The sequence below is a fragment of the Bacillus sp. 3G2 genome (assembly GCF_044324725.1).
In the GTDB taxonomy this organism is placed as follows: domain Bacteria; phylum Bacillota; class Bacilli; order Bacillales; family Bacillaceae_G; genus Bacillus_A; species Bacillus_A mobilis.
Map to the genome: position 1 here is coordinate 2602536 of NZ_CP172246.1, position 17366 is coordinate 2619901.

Consider the following 17366-nt stretch of genomic DNA (forward strand, 5'->3'; position numbering starts at 1 on the left):
GGCTGAACAAATTGCACTCCAAACTCATAACAGAACTCACAGATTTAGAAACTGCCTTTCATATTCGAAAAGAAGTATTTGTAAAAGAACAAAATGTCCCTCTGGAGGATGAATTCGATACATTCGATGAAATCGGTGAGGAATGTAAACATATTTTAGTTTATTATAACGAGCTTCCTGTAGGTACAGGTCGTATACGATTTGTTGACGGCGCAGGAAAATTAGAACGTATTTGTATATTAAAAGACTATCGTAAATACGGATTAGGAAAAGTAATAATTAAGGCTTTAGAAGAAATTGCTCGTGACAAAGAAGCTACAAAAGTAAAACTACACGGTCAAACACATGCTGAAGGATTTTATAAAAAATTAGGTTATCAAACTTCTTCTGATGTATTTATGGAAGATGGTATTCCGCACGTTCTCATGACGAAAGTATTATCATAATAAAAAGGGTAGTATATGAAACTATTTTACGAATTCATATATTACCCTTTTTAATTATAGAAAAGTGAATTCTCAAGATTTCCTTTTGCATCAAAGCCCAACATCTCTTAGTTTATACCTAGATAAAGCTTACACTGTTTTCCATAATGATAAGGCATAAATCCAGTTTGGATCCCCATTTCCTTGATAACCCTGGACTGCTTCATATACTTTTCCTTCGTGTAGTACTCTATCTCCCTTTTCGTATGCTTTCTTCGCATCCCACTCTTCATATGAAACGCTTTCATTTTTAGTAGTGATTGTGAAAATATCACTCTGTACAGATTCATTTCCAGCTACATCAACTGCTTTCACTACATATTTATAAGTAGTATTGGAGAGTAAATTTTTATCCATATAAGAAGTAGTATTGGATGTTGCAATCTTTTTCATTGATCCTTCTATTTCTCTATAAATATCGTAATGGTCTACACCAATATTATCGTCAGATGGACTCCACATTAAGTCTACACTTGACACTGTCGTTCCCATACTATGTAATCCTTTTGGTTGTGTTGGTGCTTCTGTATCAGGAGCCTCAACTGTTGTTTTCACTGTAAGTGCTGTACTTTCTTTCGAAACATTTCCAGCTGCGTCAATTGCTTTTACAGTATACGAATATTCTGTACTTGGTTTTAATTTTTTATCAATAAAATGAGTTCCTGGTACTGTGTCAATCATCTCTCCGTTACGGAAGATTTGATACCCTTTTACCCCTACATTATCCGTAGAAGGGTTCCATGTTAGTTCTATACTATTCGCTGTTACTTTTTGTGCCTGAATTCCATTTGGACTACTTGGAGCTTCTATATCTGGTTTCACATCATTGATAAGATTAACATCAATTACATTATAGAATGCATTTGCTGTATCAGCTACATCCCATACTGCTAAAATCACATGGTATCCACTTCTATCAGTAGGTACATTAACTTTGTGAGTTAAATGATTTGAGGCTGCAGAACCATCATGTTGTACAGTTCCAATCGGTTCAAAATCTGCTCTTGTAAGCGATTTATTTGGGTTCCATCCTTTTTTGGTAATATAGTAATGCCATTTACTCGTTAAGTGCGGCGCTGTATATTTCCAAGTAAAACTATTTTCTCCGCCTGTGATTGTATTTTTAAACCAACGATTTTCAGTTTGCTGATCTAAAATACCGCCAAATTTTCCGCCTGCAGAAGCGATTTGTCCATCAACTGGGCCACCTTGCGGGAATCCTTTTGGTGCTTCTAAGCTTTGCGGTTCATACATAACACTTCCGCAGTTTACATTTAGTGCGCCATAAGTTGGACTACATAAAGCAGATCGGCTGCCAGGCTTTTCAACAAAACCGTGCGCGTATGCATTTTGAGGAATAAGTGTCGAGCCAATAATTCCGGCTGTTAATGCAACAACTCCTAGACTTTTTTTGTTCATTTTCATATTTTGTAGTTGTTTTAAAAATCGATTATTCATGTTCCTGTCCCCTTCTTGTTATACTTCGTAGTGTAATGTGGGCTTCGATGTAAAAGAATAACGAGAGGCAATCTTGTATCGTTGTATGTGTTAATTACGCATACAACGCAGTGAAAATACATTTCATTTCTTGTGAAATATTTCACTTGATGAATATATCATGACATAAAAATCATCAAAGTATGTGCAGAAGTTGTGCAGAAATGATGAAAGCATTAGTAACACGTAAAACTATGGTCCGAATTTACAAAACAGAATATTTAACATTTCAAAACAACGCATTCTCCGCTTCATATAAAAGAAGAGTGTCTATATCATTTCATATAAACACTCTTCTCATGTGAAATTTTGTATTTATTACTGACCTATAAATGTAAAAATCTCATCAACAGCTTCCTTATACCCACCAGATTTCCGAAGAGACTCCTTTAAATTCAAAGCAGCTTCTTTAAATGAAGGATTATTTAATACGAGTTCTACATTTTCACGTAGTTGTTCCTCAGTTAATTCTTTCATCGACAACTGAACCCCAGCTCCGAGATTCTCCACTTGCTTTGCGATAATTGGCTGATCTGCGCTTTGCGGAATTACAATGAGTGGAATCCCTTTATATAATCCTTCATGTGTACTGTTCATCCCGCCATGTGTAATAAATAGCTTTGTATATGTAAGTAGTTTCGTTTGTGGTACATAATTTTTCACCATGAAGTTTTTAGGAATTTCACCTAAATCACTTATTTTCGTTTTATTACCAATAGACATCACAATAGAATGATTACTATTCTCGAACGCCTTCAAACATAGTTTATAAAAATCAAGCGCTTCATTAAAAACAGTACCTAGTGAAATGTAAATCAGGCTTTTTTCTTCAATTACAGGAAAATCAAACTCTTCATTTTTTACTTGTGTAGAGATAGATGGACCTACAAACTTAAATGTTTCATCAAACCTATCTCCAAAAGGTTGGAACTCCTTTATTGTATACACAATAGTAAGTGGCGCTGGATTACAGAAAACTTCATACGGCGAGTTTATTTTAATACCGTATTTTTCCACAATTCCTTTAGTTAAGCTTTCAAAATCATTATGTATCCTATCTTGAACTTCCACTGGGATATTTTTAGACAAGTGAGCTAACATTTGTTCAAATGCTTTTTCATCCTGTGCAAAAGATGTACAAGAATTTATTGCTGGAAGCTTTAAAATTTGAGCAATTATACGTCCACAACCAAACATCGAATCATGAATGATGTAATCAAAATGTTCGCCTTCAATTTGTTCAAGAACACTTGGTATTACAACATCTGCCGTATGTAAAAGACCATTTATTCTCTCTAATAAATAATTTCGACCACCGGAAAGAAAAGCTTTTATAAACTTTTGCTCGTCAATTGTTCGTACAGTAGCACCTGTCTTTTCAATACGTTCTCTAAAAGATTCTATTGAAAAATAAACTACCTCTTCCCCACGTGAGACTAATTCTTCTACAACTTGCAATGTTGGATTAATATGTCCTTCTGATCCACTATTAATGAATAAAACACGTGCCATTATGAACACCCCTTACGTCAAATCTTGTCAATTATGTTAAGAATATAAATACTCTCCAAACACTTTGTTATATACCATAATTTTATTAAATTGACCTTGCAAGCCTAAATCCAAGGTCATCTATATGAAATGTAGGATGACTACGGCGACGACAAGTTGCACCGCAACCCCTAGCTGCTTCAGCCCAGCTACCGCCTCGGAAAATTCGGTACGATCCATATACATTTTCATCATACAAATCATAGCACCATTCCCAAACGTTTCCTAACATATCATACAAGCCCCATGCATTCGGCTCTTTTTTTCCAACCTCATGAATACGTCCATCTGAATTTTCATTATACCAAGCAATTCCTTTCAGATCTCCATATATGTATCCAGTAGTTCCCGCTTTACATGCATATTGCCACTCTGCTTCAAAAGGTAATCGGTAGCCAATTGAATCTAAATTACAACTAACAATTAGACCATCATCACTAATAGAATAATATTCTTTTAATCCTGCTTTTTTTGAAAGTAAATTACAAAATAAAATGGCATCATTCCAAGAAATATTTACAACTGGTTTATTTTTATCATTGAATAAATTTGGTTTATTTTTATCATTGAATAAATTTGGTTTATTATTCGCAATCGCATCATATAATTCCATCGTTACAACATACTTTGCTAGAAGAAATGGTTTAACTTGGACTTGCCATTCTTTTTTAATTCGATCATCTCTTAATACTACTTTTCCTTCTGGAATTTTCACCATATTTGAATCCACTGGGCCAATGAATCTATTCAATCCTATCCCCCCATGTTATTTCTTTTTATAATCTAACTATTTATAGTATCGTACTTCTCTAAAAATAGTCTTACTTCATTTGAAGATTTTAAAATAATAACTTCTTTATCTTTACTCAATTGATTTAGCCGCTTTAAAATTGAAGGTCGTTTCGTTTTAGGATATTCCCATATCCATTTGAAAAATTGTAAGTCAAACCTTTCTTCACATCCAGCACCCATATCCGGTCTTGTTTTATTCCTATATTGTATAACTCTTTTAAAAGCACGATAAACACATATAGTTCTATGAATATCAAGAAAGATAATTGTATCAGCTGCGTGCATTCTTATGTCCATTGTCCCGCCATAATTCCCATCAATAATCCACTCATCCTCTTTAACTAATTCATTTTGAACCTTTCTTTGCTCCTCTTTCGGTACACCTTCCCAATTCGGTTTCCAAAATAACGCATCAAGATGATGCACTTTAATATTTAATTTATTACCTAACTGCCTAGCTAATGTAGATTTTCCTGAACCACCAGAACCTATTAATATTATTTTTTTCATAAATACCCCTTTTTACATCTCTTATTTCTCCCGTAATATAAACTCAAAAATAAATCCTACTCCAACACCAATTGTATAAGCAACTAAATCACTCCACAAAAATCCGTAACCTAATACAAGTCCACCTAAAGTCGTTGCACGAATGTTATCTATCCATTCAGCATGATACAATTGGCTCACTTCAATCCCGTAGCAAAATAGCAAACTAATAAAAGCCAATTTCTTCGTTTCTATTTTAGGAAATAAAAATCCGAATCCAGTAAAAATCATCAATGCCCATAAAGCATCGCCTAAGTACTCGTTTAATAGATGAGGTAACGCAAAAGCTAACTTTCTTGAGCTAAGACCTAAAATAATTACAACGATAGTAAACAGTGCATACAATAGTCTATTTCGCTTCGTTTTCATTTCAAGATCTCCTAATATGTAATTTAAAATTGTAAATAGGTAGTAAAATATAATTATTTTACTACCTATTTTTTAATGGCTTTCATAATAAGAAAATGTGGATTTGTATTTAGATAATGATATGATTTTTCATTTACTTCTCTCATCTTTTCAACCGGCCTCGGTTCCACCATTTTTTCTAACACGAAATAATTTGTTGTTTCATTAATTATGTCTTGAAGTGCCCTTCTAAAAAAGCTAACTTCTATTGTAATATTTGGTTTAACCCAAGTATCTACTAATAATTGTTTTTCGAAATAATTTTCACTAGTAAACTTTGTAAAATCCATAAAAGGATGATGAATGGAGTATATAAATTCTCCACCAGGCTTCAATACTCGGCGAAACTCCTTAAATACTTTATTCCAATTTTCTAAGTAATGAAGCGTTAACGAACTTACAATAATATCAAATGTATTATCTGCAAATGGTAATACTTCTTGCAAGTCATGACAAAGAAACGTTGCATTATCACCCATACTTTCCTTTGCAGCTTTTACCATTTCAGAACTTACGTCAATTGCAGTAACGTTTGCTCCTCTTTCTATAAATTGGGAAGTATACCATCCAGCTGCACATCCAGCATCTAGTATGCTCTTCCCTTCTAAATTCTTTGGAATCATCTCTATCATCGCTGGCCTTTCATAATAACTGTTATATGGATTTGCCGAGTCTAGATTTTCTTTATATGTACTCGCTAATTTATCATATGTACCTTTGATCGTGTCTTTCAATACGCCCACCCCTTATACATACTAATCTAATAACTCTTGCTGCTTTTTCTTTGAAAATGATTGTAGAACTAAATTATATGACCAATCAATCATCTTATTAATTTGCTCCTGCTCTACATCTTTATGTATATACACTGTATTCCAATGTTTTTTATTCATATGATACCCCGGAATGATTGCTTCTGGATACTCTTCTCTTAATCTTAGTGCAAGTTCTGGATCACATTTTAATGTAATCGCAGCTTTTTCTCCTTCTTCATGGTTTATTATCGCAAATATTTTATTATTAAGCCTCATACATGTTGCATTCCAACCATCTGGAGAATCTTCTGTCGCTTTTCTTTTTGATAAACAATATGTTCTAGTTGCATTCATTCTCATTTGCACCTCTTATTCTTTAACAATTTGATTACGATGCATTACAATTTGTTTCGTCGCTTGAAATTGCTGTTCACCATAAAACTTAATTAATTTCTCTCCGCAAAATAGACTAACAATATGAACATGAGAAATCTCCTGAAGTAATATTGTTAACATCTTCTCCCCAACACCTTTATTTCTTACACTCTCATGCACAACAACATCTTCTATGTATGCTCGAAAAACACCATCAGAAACAACTCTAGCAAATCCGATTAATTCCTTTTCGTCCCATACTCCAATCGCTATACTATTCTTTAACATATTTTGAATATCGATTTCTTTTCTTTCTGGCCACCAACCGACAGAGTCATAAAGTTTTTTTATTTTGCCTACGCAGATTGGCTGTTCATGTTGCAATTTATACGTGTACATTTTCTTTCTCCCATCAAACTGCTCATTATATTTATTTTGTCTTACTTTCTTCAATAAAAAACTATAGAATCCAGCTTGTTATGAACACCTACATAAGATTAATTTATAATATTGATTTTACAATTGCAATCGTTACCCTCCTTTTAACATTCCTTATATTGAATATACAGAATAAGAAAAACCAGTGAATATAGTCCCAAAAGCATTTCTCATATTATATTTAACTATTAAACCTTGAATTTCTTTCAAGAACTGGTAAAGTTAATTAGGTAAAAAATACATAAAGTGAGGCGATTTCTTGAAAAAGTTTAGTTTATTACTAACAGCATTTGTCATAATCTTATCGTTATGCATCCCTAGTTTTACAAGTGCTAAAGCTTTCCCAGATGTCCAATCTAATCATTGGGCAATTAAAGAAATTAACTATTTATCGGATAAAGGTATTATTAATGGTACTCCAGAAGGATATTTTAAGCCTAGCGATCATGTAACGCGTGGACAAATGGCCTTAATGCTAGATTTATCCTTAAAATTAGAAAAGCCATCTAGTTATAATCATATTTTTTCAGATGTAACTAAAGGTATCTATTATTACGATTCTGTACATAAGCTAGCACACAATAACATTGTACAACGTGAAAAAAACTATTTCCCAGATCGCTCATTATCTCGTGCAGAAATGGCTGTAGTTCTTGTTAAAACCTTTGATTTGAAACCTACAGGTGCCGACGTCAATTTCCCTGATGTTCCATCTAATCACTGGGGTTACAATTATGTCAAAATTTTAGCTCAAAATAATATCACCGCTGGATTTCCTGATGGTACATTTGGTCCAGATGTAAAAGTAACTCGTGAGCAATTCGCTGCATTCTTGGCTCGTGTATTAGAACCAAATTTCCGTCCAACTCTTCCTAAGCCTAAAGGTAATTTAGAGGTTCATTATATTGATGTCGGACAAGGTGATGCTACTTTTATTAAATCCCCAAGTGGAGAAACTATCCTTATTGACGCTGGTAACAACGGAAAAGGTAAAGTAGTAGCAAATTATTTAAAAGGATTAGGATTCCAAACTATTGATTACATGATTGCTACGCATCCTGATGCTGATCATGTAGGTGGATTAGATGAAGTCCTGTATTCTATGAATGTAAAAAACGTTTACGCTCCTAAAGTAAGTCATACGACACAAACGTTTAAAGACTTCCTAACTGCAGTAGCAAACAAAGGATTAACAATTAAAGAAGCGAAATCTGGTGTAACTTTACCAATTAACGGTTTAAACTCACAATTTTTAGCTCCCGTTAAAGAATACGGTAACGATCTAAATGAGTGGAGTGCTGTATTAAAAGTAACATACGGTAGCAAATCCTTCTTATTCACAGGTGATGCTGAATCTAAAAGTGAGAAAGATATGGTTGCAACACATGGTTCTAACCTAAAATCAGATGTATTAAAACCAGGTCATCACGGAAGTAAGACTTCTTCTTCTCAGCCGTTTTTAGATGCAGTGAAACCAAGTATCGCTGTGATTAGTGCAGGTGCAGGTAACCGCTATGGCCATCCTACGCAGGAAACTTTAGCAAAGTTAAATTCAATGTCTGTTAAGGTATATAGAACAGATTTAAATGGTACTGTAGTTATTAATAGTGATGGTTCAAATATTTCTGTAAGAACGGAGAGATAATTATGAAAAAAGGTATTATTGACCGTTTTGAAGGTGAACTAGCAGTTATTGAAGTGAATAACGTAACAATTGATGTACCTAAATCCAAACTCCCTTCCACTGCAAAAGAAGGTGATGTACTTATAATCGAGAATGATAAGTATACAATTGATAAGAACGAAACAGATAAAAGAAGATGTGAAATCCAAGATTTAATGAATAAGCTATTTGAATAGAAAAAAAGAGCCCTCCAAAAGGATGGCTCTTTTTTTCTATTCAAATAATAGCTTGTTATTTTTTATTATTTAACTTCATACCACCAACCCTTCCTATCAAGCCAACCTTTCATACCGTTTAATTGCGCATCGCTAGTTGGATCGGAAATAAAATACGTTAAGCCATCTGATTGTAAAATGAAGGTCGCAGTCATTTTTACCGATGTTAAAGCCTTCATAGCTTCAGGAGCCTCATATGGTGAAAAAGCACCTGATTGAATGATGTTTTGTTTAGAAACTTGTGCTTGGACATTTTCTTGTATAGACACTGATCCAGTAAACCAGGAAAGCGGCTTATTTCCTATCAATTGATTTAAATCACATTTACCGATACCAGGTACATTACCAGTCTCAGTGTATTGCCAAATGTCACAAGGATATGCTGGCTTGTTACCACCATACCTAGGAATCCATACAAAATCACTTTTTACGTTCGCCATACCGAAAGGCTCATATACATGATGCCCAACATATATGCCAATTTTCTTAGCACCTAGTCGGCGTAACTCATCGATAAAGGCTTGCGTACCAGCTCTCATGTCATCCATTGTTTTCACTTCTACGTCAGCCACCCAAACTGTAGCGCTCTTATCACCGCGATTCCAAAAATCTTGTGCTTCCTTCTTCGCATCAGCAATTGAAATAAAGCGACAGAATGCATAGTTACCAAAAGGAATATTTCTAGTTTTCATTGCTTGGACATAATTTTTATATAAAGGATCTACATAATTTGATCCATCTTGTACCCTAGCAATTACGAAATCTAGTTGTGGAGCGGCTACATCCCAGTTAATGTTACCGTTCCATTTTGAAACATCTACAATATAACCCATTGCTTAACACCTCCTTTTTTATTATTGTATTCAAAGCTCGTCTTATTGCTCTTCTGCTCCTATGAATTCAACAGCTCTTGTTAGAAAAAAACCTATACTACAAGTGTCTTCTACAAAGACAGTAACTCATTTCCAATAAAAAAGAAAATCATAGTTATTCGAATCGTACTATTTGTTCCCAACAGTGCATCAGCTTGAGTAATTGCTATAAACAAAAGAAAAAAGCATCACCTTATTGGTGATGCTTTTAATATCCACTTTGCTTCTAGAGCACGAATACGATACCTATAACCTCTTCTCTAAAAAGTGTTGACTATGTCCTTTAGGGTGATCTTCAACAACACCGTATTCTCGGTAGCCGTGCTTTTTATAAAAGTCTGGTGCTTGAAAACTAAATGAATCTAATAATATTAATCTACAACCTTTGTCCTTCGCAATGTCTTCGATTTTATGTAACAGTTGACTACCATAACCATCATGACGAACTGTTTCATCAACCCATAAAAAATCTATATGAAGATGATAAAAATACATCGTTCCTGTTACCCCACCAAATATTTTCCCATCCTCATCTTTCACTACGAAACTCACTTGTTCCATCGGCTGTTTTGCTTCATCTGTTAAAATAGACATGTTATATTGAATTAATTTGTTTTTAATGTATTCTCCTTCAGCGCGAGTACCATTTTCAATGTGTTTCATATATTTTTTCCTTCCAACTTAATAAGCTACCTTTAATTTTTACTTTTCCTTTTTAAAATACTAATAAACACGAATCCACCATAAGTAACAACGCATGAAAAACCAATTATCCCTGGTACAGAGACATAACCTATTCTTATATAACTAATAACGGCAAAACAAGCGATAGACAATAAAATAGATGGCCAAAATATAAGAGCTGTTTTTCTTCGTCTCTCTTTCGATGTACTTTCTTTCTCTTCAGAAACACGTGTGCCAAAAAGCAATACAATACAAATAAGGATTGCTGCAAAGTAAATCGTATCTAATGACAGAGTATGATCGTAAATCGCGATTCCAACTTCCAAAGCAATAATTGTTAAGATTAATATGATTATTGTTGAAGTTTTTAAGTTTCGTTTCAATTAGTTGCCCCCTAGTATGCCCTCACTATATATGTCGTATATGTACTTCATAGCTAATGCAATAGTTTCATCGGTTTCTTTATTATCAAATCGATTAGGCAAATCTGTCCCTCCAATAACATAAAGAAACGGAAATTCATGGAACTTTCCCATTATACCAACATTTATTATTGCTGTGGGCAATCCACCTGTCATATGGGCTATATGATAATACGGTATCCCCTCATATTCTCCTTGCTTCCTTACCATTCCATTTATTATTGGTTCCCATAATTCTGGATCACTTTTATAACATTTAAAAATATGTACTAAAAGTGAATGTACTTGATTTAACTCTCCAACATTCTGTTCATCTCTAGGGCTTTTTTGGACGTGTATCTTGGAAAAATACGTTGAAACATACTTTCTAATAACCCCCCCATCCTCCGCAGTGCATTACAACTGACTGTGCAATATAACTATCATGACACGCTATCATCACCTCAACAGCTTTACTAAGTAACAATGTATCTCTTCCTTGTAAATGTGGATATAATTGTGCGCTATCCTCTTTTGGATTAAATTTAATTTGGTGAAGTATATCATCCCAACTAATTTGTTTGTCTTTTACCATATTTGTTACAGCAAATCCAATTACTACTTTTGCTGCTGATGCTAAAGGAACATATAGTTCATTATTATAGGAGGCAATTATATTATCATATTTTGTTGCGTACACAACCACTCTAAGTTGACCAGATTGTATTTCTTTCATTTTTTCTATGACTGTCTGCATATTCATACCTCTTTTTATATTGTTTTATCTTCTTCTCAAAATTCGATATGGAATATAAAAAACCTTTTTCAATAAAAAAGATAGCATGAAATTTCCCCATGCTATCTTTCTAAAATAAATATTACGTAAACATTTACTCTTCAGTAGGCTTTTTAGGACCACTAAGCTCCAATTGATAAAAAGCTAAATCTAACCACCTATTAAACTTATAACCAGCCTTCTTAATTGTCCCCGCATGAACAAATCCATAGTTTTCATGTAAGGCAATGCTTTTCTCATTTTCTGCATCAATTCCAGCAATTAAGGTCATATATCCCCTCGCCTTTGCAACTGTGATCAATGCTTTCATTAAAGAAGTTCCTATCCCATTTTTTCTATATTCCTTATGAACATACACAGAATGCTCAATTGAATATTTATAGGCAGGCCAAGATCTAAACGGCCCGAATGTCGCAAACCCTACTACTTTATTATCTAATTCGTATACTAAAATTGGGTAACCTCCAGCCATTTTTTGTTCATACCAGTCTATTCTATTTTCAAGGGTTACAGGTTTATACGTATATACGGCCGTTGTATACAGTATGGCATCATTATAAATATCTAACATGTATGTTACATCTTGTCTCGTTGCTTCCCTTATCATTGCTTTCTTCCTTTCATAAAGTATATCTTCCTTAGTTTCAATCCTACATACGAATACGAGCTTTTCGGAAACCATCAAATATATTTAAGACAGCAGATAAAATGTAAATGATAATACCTCCACCAATTAACCACTTTTTAAATTCCTCTGGAGAAGTAGTAAACACATTTGCCACATACGTAATAAATCCTTCGTTAAATAAATGTGGATTTACTACAATTACAATGAATACTATTGTTCCGGCTATTTGAAGAAAAGCATTCCCAATTGCCAACTTTTTCGTCCATTGTCCCTGTACTAACTTATAAAGAGATATACCTATTTCAAAAACAATCATAATTACAACGATTGGCCAATACTGAAGTAACACATCTTGATTAAAAGTTGGCGCGACAAACTTCAGTCCGTTTTCTGTACCATGATATACACCTACAAGATGATTCGCATAAAAATAAAGTGTTGCCCATATTGCTGTCCACATTAACCCGCCAAATACTTCGAACTTTGAGATCGACTTTTTCTTTGGAACATACGAAGTACTTTTCAAATCATCAGGCGTCCATTTTTTTAAACTTGTCGTCAACGGTTGGGTACCTTTGGCTTTATCTGTTCTTTCTAAAATTGCAAATACAAGTGTCAACCAGAAGAATACATGGAGGCCTACTTCGATAATTTCCCCAATACCTTTACCTATCAAATTTAAAATAACATTTAATACCGCTTGCTCACCATTATATCCTACAAAATTTTCTGCAACCATTGCAATGAGTGCAATAACAGCTGCAATTGGTATAATCATTTTTAATAACGTCGTATATACATCAAAATAACGTGGTCCAATTAAATGCATCGGTCTATCCAAATACCCATTCGCCAATGAAACTGGACTTCCCAATTTTTCAAGAACCCTTTTTTCATCGTTTTCACTATAATTAACAGGTAACATATCTTCGATTGTTGACCGTAGTTCAAGAATAATATCTTCACGATTTTTTTCAGGTAATCTCTTCGCAACTTCTTCAACATAAATATCAATCAAGTTCATTTATGTCCTCCTCCTTTAATAGGTTATACAGTTCTTTCGAATCCTTTATCCATTCCTTTTTCAGCTGCAAAAATATCTCTAATCCGTATTCACTTAAAACGTAATACTTACGAGGTCTACTCTCCGTTTTATCCCAGCTACTCGTTACTAGCTCCTGCTTTTCTAATCGGCGAAGTAGTGGATATAACGTACTTTGATCGATTGTAATCCCTGATTGTTCCAATAATTGGACAAGTGAATACCCATACTGCGGCGTTCTTAACTGGCTTAAAACCGCTAATGTTAATGTACCTCTTCTTAATTCAGTAATTAACGAATTTAATAAAGCATCCATTCACTCACCTCATTTTCATTACTATATGTCATACAGTATGTGTTTTATACTATGTATCGTACAGTATTGTGGTGATAAAAACAATACTAATTTACCAAAAAATAGATAATAAAAAAGCACAAACTATATAATTTGTGCTTTTCTGGCTATTTAAATGCTTATAACAATCTTAATTTTGTACCTCTTGTAATATAAACTCTCCACTTTCTTTAATAAATGGGATAACATCTACAATTGCCTCAATATGAATTACTCCATATACATGCGGATATTCTTGACCGTTAGAAGCGAGTTCATATTTTATTTCTGCTTTTATTAAGGATGGATCAATTGTCAGTATTAAAACATCTTCTTCATGACTAAAATGTTTTTCAGCAACTTCTAAAGCTTGTTTTAAAAATGAACAATGAATAAATCCCTCTTCTTTTAGTGAAATTTCATTAATTTCTCCATTTATCTTTGCAATTTCCCAATTTCTTTTTGTTATTACCTTTGTAATCATAGTTAGTTTCTCTCCATCTCTTTATATAGAAAAACAAGAGGTTCTTCTTTTTGTTACTAGAAAATCCTCTTGTTTTTATATTTATTTTAATCCTTTTATTAAAGGCGATGCTTCTCCGCTATGGAAAATCCATAAATCATGAAGCGACCTTGTACATCCAACATATAATAACTTCGCATCGTGTTTTGTATTTTTATAATGTTCTTCATCAACGTCGATTAATAGAACGGCATCAAATTCTAGCCCTTTCGCCAAGTATACAGGTACTACTGAAATACCACCTTCATATTTACTTTGATCTGCTTCAATGACGTTTACAGCTAATCCTGCAGTTGTTAATTTCTCATAAATATCGCGGCATTCATCGTCTGTTCTTCCTATTACCGCAATTGTTTTCACATCTTCATTTTGTAGATGTTTTAACGTCTTCATAATCTCATTAAATTGATCCTCTACATGGATTACTTTAACATCTTCACCACTACGAAAAACTGGTGTTGCGAGCCCAACTGGAATCTCTGCATTTTTAATAATCTCATTCGCAAATTCAATAATTTCTTTTGTAGAGCGATAACTTTTCGTTAGTTCATAATAACCTGTTTCTTGAAATACTTCCTTAAAAGCACTCCAATCTTCAATCCCTTGATAATCATAAATTGCTTGAGATAAGTCACCTAATATAGTGAAAGAATTACCTAGTGTAATTTCTTTTAATACATACACTTGGAATGGCGAGAAATCTTGTGCTTCATCAATAACAACGTGATGGAATTTCTGTCCAATTTCAATACCTGTTATGCGGTGATGTATGTAAATTAAAGCTGGTAAATCTTCTACATACACTTCTTTTTTACGACAATTCTTTTCAGTTTCTTTCACAAGTTCTTCAGGTAATACTTCGAGTATTTCTTTACTTTTCAATATTGAACTATATAGTGAAAGTGCGCTCATTTTCGGCCAAAACTTCATATATGTGTTCAATCTCTTTGTCGCTTCTTTTTTTAGTAATTTCTTCTCGTTTGTTTCTCCATACTTTTTCAGTTCAATTTCAATCCAGCGCTTCATTCGGCCGACTAATCTTTCTCTTCTTTTCTTTAATGGATAATGTTTATATTCAACTTGCATCCATTTTTTTATGTCTTCTACTGGAATAATTGCTTTGTCCCATGCTTCAAAATCGTTTGTTGGTATGAATTCTTTTTCAAATTGGACCATTCTCTCTTCAATAAAGGACTTAAATTCCAGCGTGCCTTTCAATTTACCGAGCATAACGTTTTCTTCATCACGATTAATAGAAAATGCTTCTTTCAACTTTTCTTCTGTTTGCTTTAATTTCACCGAATCATCTAACGTACGTAATGCCCAATCTGCAAATGTTGTTTGACTAATGTTTCCTACACCTAATTCCGGAAGCACACTCGAAATATAGTCTAAAAACAGACTATTCGGAGCGAATACAATCATTCTCTCAGCTTCTAATTGCTCACGGTATTCATAAATTAAAAAAGCAAGGCGATGTAAAGCGATCGTTGTTTTTCCGCTCCCTGCAACCCCTTGAATAAGTAGTGGTAAGTTTCTTTCCGCACGAATAATATCATTTTGCTCCGATTGTATCGTCGAAACAATATCCTTTAGTTTATTATCTTTATTCTCACCTAATCGATATAGAAGAAAATCATCGGCATGCGAGACATCTTCATTTCCTTTTACATATGTATCAACAACACGTTCTAGTTCTCTTTTTCGAATAGAGATGTTTCGCTTTAAATACACATCACCTTCTACTAATCCGTCTGGTGATTGATAAAACGCTAATTCCTCCCCACCGGTAAATGAATAAAACATACTTGCAACAGGTGCCCGCCAATCAATTACAATTGGTTTCATTGTGTCTTTATGTGAAACACCTACTTTACCGATGTAGATCGGCATAACATCTTCCTTGCCGTCCTCTTGAAAATCTAATCTTCCGAAGTACGGTTCTTGTACACCGATACGTAAATTTTGCCTATTAGATTCTCTCATACTTTCTAGAATTTGTTCTTTAAAATCTTCTCCATAATAAACCGGAATGTTTTCGAGCTGTTCTAATTGATCATCCATCGTATGTAATATTTCTTTCATCCTTTGTAACTCTTCTTCAAAAATGTTGTTCATTTGATGATTCCCTCCTGTCCGTTCTAATTTTTCAGTCGAAATACAATTGTAGTAAAAATCCATTTATAAAGTCAAGACTTTCAATTTAATTTTTCTGAAAAAAACCACTTTTTAGCTTTCTTATTTTAAAATTCAAATGATAACAATATACAACATCTAAATCATTCTACTACACATATAATATAGTGATTCATACAAAAGCTGCCATTTTCTATTCATTTAAAGAACTATATACTATCTAACTAAGTTTCTCTTACATGCTCTCCAACTTCATTTCTAGTTATCTATTATTTCATATATAAAATAAACAAGACTACAAAATTCAAAAAAAAAAGTAAAGGAGTGTATAAAAAATAACTGCCATTAAAAGAAACCCTCTAAAGTTACATTTAATTATTTTTGTGTTAATTGTGCTAGCAAGTGGCTGGATTGGTGTATTTCTTGATTCTCTTCTAATAGATCAGCCTGAAGGAAACTCTTTAGGTATGGGATTATGGCTAATATTACCCTTTCTCGCAAGTATCTTACTTAGAATTATTGGTCGAGATTGGAATGATTTTGGTATCAAACCAAATTTAAAAGGAAACTTTAAATGGTATTTCGTAGCAATACTTATTTATCCATTCGTTACACTAATAACTATATGCTTAGCTCTATTTTTCGGAGTCGTTAACATATCTAACTTTGAGATGTCCTCATTATGTTCTCTCATACTCATGTCTACTATAGGTAATTTTATTAAAAATATTTTCGAAGAGTTCTCTTGGCGCGGTTATTTAACTCCAAAACTGATTGAACTAAAGTTAAACGATTGGTTTATTTATATTATTTCTGGTTTAATTTGGGCTCTTTGGCATGCCGCTTATTATTTAGTTTTTTTACCAAATGAATATTTTGAATCTATTTCTAGGTTAAATATGCTTTTATCAGGATGCATACTTATGGTTTCTTGGTCTATTATGTATGTTGAAATATATAGACTTACAAAGTCAGTATGGCCATGTGTTATCATGCATGCAATTGAAGATGCCGTTCCTACTGTTTTAATAACTATAACCGGTATTATTACGCTTACAAATAGTAGTGATTTTTGGTTAAATCCTATTAATGGTTTCGTTGCCACTGTTTTATTTCTGGGCATCGGGATTGTACTAAGGTCCATAAGGATAAAAAAGAACGGCAATTAAATACGAAAGACAGTCAATTATTCACACTATAA

General features: G+C 33.4%; 19 protein-coding genes and 2 pseudogenes. 4 read left to right on the forward strand and 17 right to left on the reverse strand.

What is annotated here, in order from left to right; genetic code table 11:
* The first annotated feature begins 11 nt into the window (after window positions 1–11).
* Complete coding sequence (locus ACHZK0_RS13310) at window positions 12–446, forward strand: GNAT family N-acetyltransferase (RefSeq protein ID WP_098585388.1); 435 nt, start codon at window positions 12–14, stop codon at window positions 444–446.
* A gap of 129 nt (window positions 447–575) precedes the next feature.
* On the opposite strand, the gene ACHZK0_RS13315 is transcribed toward ACHZK0_RS13310, so the two are convergent.
* The 8 genes from ACHZK0_RS13315 to ACHZK0_RS13350 all read right to left on the reverse strand — a co-directional run bounded on the left by ACHZK0_RS13315 (window position 576) and on the right by ACHZK0_RS13350 (window position 6811).
* Complete coding sequence (locus tag ACHZK0_RS13315) at window positions 576–1943, reverse strand: lytic polysaccharide monooxygenase (RefSeq protein ID WP_270344212.1); 1368 nt, start codon at window positions 1941–1943, stop codon at window positions 576–578.
* A 357-nt stretch (window positions 1944–2300) separates the two neighbouring features.
* The gene (locus ACHZK0_RS13320) at window positions 2301–3494 is read right to left on the reverse strand and encodes a macrolide family glycosyltransferase (RefSeq protein WP_395761684.1); all 1194 of its coding nucleotides are present in this window, start codon (window positions 3492–3494) and stop codon (window positions 2301–2303) included.
* Window positions 3495–3579: 85 nt separating this feature from the next.
* Window positions 3580–4284 carry a formylglycine-generating enzyme family protein gene (locus ACHZK0_RS13325; protein WP_395760470.1) on the reverse strand — a complete coding sequence of 235 codons (705 nt, stop codon included), beginning with the start codon at window positions 4282–4284 and terminating at the stop codon, window positions 3580–3582.
* A gap of 32 nt (window positions 4285–4316) precedes the next feature.
* On the reverse strand, window positions 4317–4835 hold the full coding sequence (locus ACHZK0_RS13330) for a DNA topology modulation protein (RefSeq protein ID WP_395760471.1): 519 nt from the start codon (window positions 4833–4835) through the stop codon (window positions 4317–4319).
* A gap of 21 nt (window positions 4836–4856) precedes the next feature.
* Complete coding sequence (locus tag ACHZK0_RS13335) at window positions 4857–5243, reverse strand: DUF2809 domain-containing protein (RefSeq protein ID WP_262742545.1); 387 nt, start codon at window positions 5241–5243, stop codon at window positions 4857–4859.
* Between the two features lie 65 nt (window positions 5244–5308).
* Window positions 5309–6016 (reverse strand): class I SAM-dependent methyltransferase, encoded by a 708-nt coding sequence (locus ACHZK0_RS13340; protein WP_262742547.1) that lies wholly within the window; start codon window positions 6014–6016, stop codon window positions 5309–5311.
* A 21-nt stretch (window positions 6017–6037) separates the two neighbouring features.
* Complete coding sequence (locus tag ACHZK0_RS13345; RefSeq protein WP_098239057.1) at window positions 6038–6391, reverse strand: MmcQ/YjbR family DNA-binding protein; 354 nt, start codon at window positions 6389–6391, stop codon at window positions 6038–6040.
* Window positions 6392–6406: 15 nt separating this feature from the next.
* On the reverse strand, window positions 6407–6811 hold the full coding sequence (locus tag ACHZK0_RS13350) for a GNAT family N-acetyltransferase (RefSeq protein WP_262742549.1): 405 nt from the start codon (window positions 6809–6811) through the stop codon (window positions 6407–6409).
* A 298-nt stretch (window positions 6812–7109) separates the two neighbouring features.
* On the opposite strand from ACHZK0_RS13350, the gene ACHZK0_RS13355 reads away from it, so the two are divergent.
* The gene (locus ACHZK0_RS13355) at window positions 7110–8495 is read left to right on the forward strand and encodes an S-layer homology domain-containing protein (protein WP_395760472.1); all 1386 of its coding nucleotides are present in this window, start codon (window positions 7110–7112) and stop codon (window positions 8493–8495) included.
* 2 nt (window positions 8496–8497) lie between these two features.
* On the forward strand, window positions 8498–8710 hold the full coding sequence (locus ACHZK0_RS13360) for a DUF3006 domain-containing protein (protein WP_262742552.1): 213 nt from the start codon (window positions 8498–8500) through the stop codon (window positions 8708–8710).
* Between the two features lie 65 nt (window positions 8711–8775).
* On the opposite strand, the gene ACHZK0_RS13365 is transcribed toward ACHZK0_RS13360, so the two are convergent.
* From ACHZK0_RS13365 to ACHZK0_RS13405, 9 genes and pseudogenes are all read right to left on the reverse strand, one after another.
* Window positions 8776–9582 (reverse strand): GH25 family lysozyme, encoded by an 807-nt coding sequence (locus ACHZK0_RS13365; RefSeq protein WP_395760473.1) that lies wholly within the window; start codon window positions 9580–9582, stop codon window positions 8776–8778.
* 285 nt (window positions 9583–9867) lie between these two features.
* The gene (locus ACHZK0_RS13370) at window positions 9868–10284 is read right to left on the reverse strand and encodes a GNAT family N-acetyltransferase (RefSeq protein WP_262742555.1); all 417 of its coding nucleotides are present in this window, start codon (window positions 10282–10284) and stop codon (window positions 9868–9870) included.
* A 32-nt stretch (window positions 10285–10316) separates the two neighbouring features.
* Window positions 10317–10688, reverse strand: a complete 372-nt coding sequence (locus ACHZK0_RS13375) for a hypothetical protein (RefSeq protein WP_262742556.1) — start codon at window positions 10686–10688, stop codon at window positions 10317–10319.
* A pseudogene (locus tag ACHZK0_RS13380) lies at window positions 10689–11463 on the reverse strand (serine hydrolase).
* A gap of 133 nt (window positions 11464–11596) precedes the next feature.
* A complete protein-coding gene (locus ACHZK0_RS13385; protein WP_270608027.1) occupies window positions 11597–12109 on the reverse strand; it encodes a GNAT family N-acetyltransferase in 513 nt (170 codons plus the stop codon).
* A 43-nt stretch (window positions 12110–12152) separates the two neighbouring features.
* Entirely contained in the window at window positions 12153–13154 is a 1002-nt protein-coding gene (locus tag ACHZK0_RS13390) for an HAAS signaling domain-containing protein (RefSeq protein WP_270344124.1), read from the reverse strand.
* Window positions 13141–13488, reverse strand: coding sequence for a PadR family transcriptional regulator (locus ACHZK0_RS13395; protein WP_262742561.1), 348 nt, complete (start codon window positions 13486–13488; stop codon window positions 13141–13143). The genes ACHZK0_RS13390 and ACHZK0_RS13395 overlap by 14 nt, the downstream gene beginning before the upstream one ends.
* A 169-nt stretch (window positions 13489–13657) precedes the next feature.
* On the reverse strand, window positions 13658–13990 hold the full coding sequence (locus tag ACHZK0_RS13400) for a DUF952 domain-containing protein (protein WP_270344123.1): 333 nt from the start codon (window positions 13988–13990) through the stop codon (window positions 13658–13660).
* 81 nt (window positions 13991–14071) lie between these two features.
* Window positions 14072–16147, reverse strand: a complete 2076-nt coding sequence (locus ACHZK0_RS13405; protein ID WP_395760474.1) for a HelD family protein — start codon at window positions 16145–16147, stop codon at window positions 14072–14074.
* 353 nt (window positions 16148–16500) lie between these two features.
* Here ACHZK0_RS13405 and ACHZK0_RS13410 point away from each other — a divergent pair.
* Window positions 16501–17366: pseudogene (locus tag ACHZK0_RS13410) on the forward strand (type II CAAX prenyl endopeptidase Rce1 family protein).

What these genes read in the sequence shown, in the direction of transcription:
- ACHZK0_RS13315 (WP_270344212.1), bottom strand. Translation starts at nt 1,943, where the DNA reads ATGAATAATCGATTTTTAAAACAACTACAAAATATGAAAATGAACAAA.
- ACHZK0_RS13320 (WP_395761684.1), bottom strand. Translation starts at nt 3,494, where the DNA reads ATGGCACGTGTTTTATTCATTAATAGTGGATCAGAAGGACATATTAAT.
- ACHZK0_RS13330 (WP_395760471.1), bottom strand. Translation starts at nt 4,835, where the DNA reads ATGAAAAAAATAATATTAATAGGTTCTGGTGGTTCAGGAAAATCTACA.
- ACHZK0_RS13335 (WP_262742545.1), bottom strand. Translation starts at nt 5,243, where the DNA reads ATGAAAACGAAGCGAAATAGACTATTGTATGCACTGTTTACTATCGTT.
- ACHZK0_RS13345 (WP_098239057.1), bottom strand. Translation starts at nt 6,391, where the DNA reads ATGAATGCAACTAGAACATATTGTTTATCAAAAAGAAAAGCGACAGAA.
- ACHZK0_RS13350 (WP_262742549.1), bottom strand. Translation starts at nt 6,811, where the DNA reads ATGTACACGTATAAATTGCAACATGAACAGCCAATCTGCGTAGGCAAA.
- ACHZK0_RS13360 (WP_262742552.1), top strand. Translation starts at nt 8,498, where the DNA reads ATGAAAAAAGGTATTATTGACCGTTTTGAAGGTGAACTAGCAGTTATT.
- ACHZK0_RS13365 (WP_395760473.1), bottom strand. Translation starts at nt 9,582, where the DNA reads ATGGGTTATATTGTAGATGTTTCAAAATGGAACGGTAACATTAACTGG.
- ACHZK0_RS13370 (WP_262742555.1), bottom strand. Translation starts at nt 10,284, where the DNA reads ATGAAACACATTGAAAATGGTACTCGCGCTGAAGGAGAATACATTAAA.
- ACHZK0_RS13385 (WP_270608027.1), bottom strand. Translation starts at nt 12,109, where the DNA reads ATGATAAGGGAAGCAACGAGACAAGATGTAACATACATGTTAGATATT.
- ACHZK0_RS13390 (WP_270344124.1), bottom strand. Translation starts at nt 13,154, where the DNA reads ATGAACTTGATTGATATTTATGTTGAAGAAGTTGCGAAGAGATTACCT.
- ACHZK0_RS13395 (WP_262742561.1), bottom strand. Translation starts at nt 13,488, where the DNA reads ATGGATGCTTTATTAAATTCGTTAATTACTGAATTAAGAAGAGGTACA.
- ACHZK0_RS13400 (WP_270344123.1), bottom strand. Translation starts at nt 13,990, where the DNA reads ATGATTACAAAGGTAATAACAAAAAGAAATTGGGAAATTGCAAAGATA.
- ACHZK0_RS13405 (WP_395760474.1), bottom strand. Translation starts at nt 16,147, where the DNA reads ATGAACAACATTTTTGAAGAAGAGTTACAAAGGATGAAAGAAATATTA.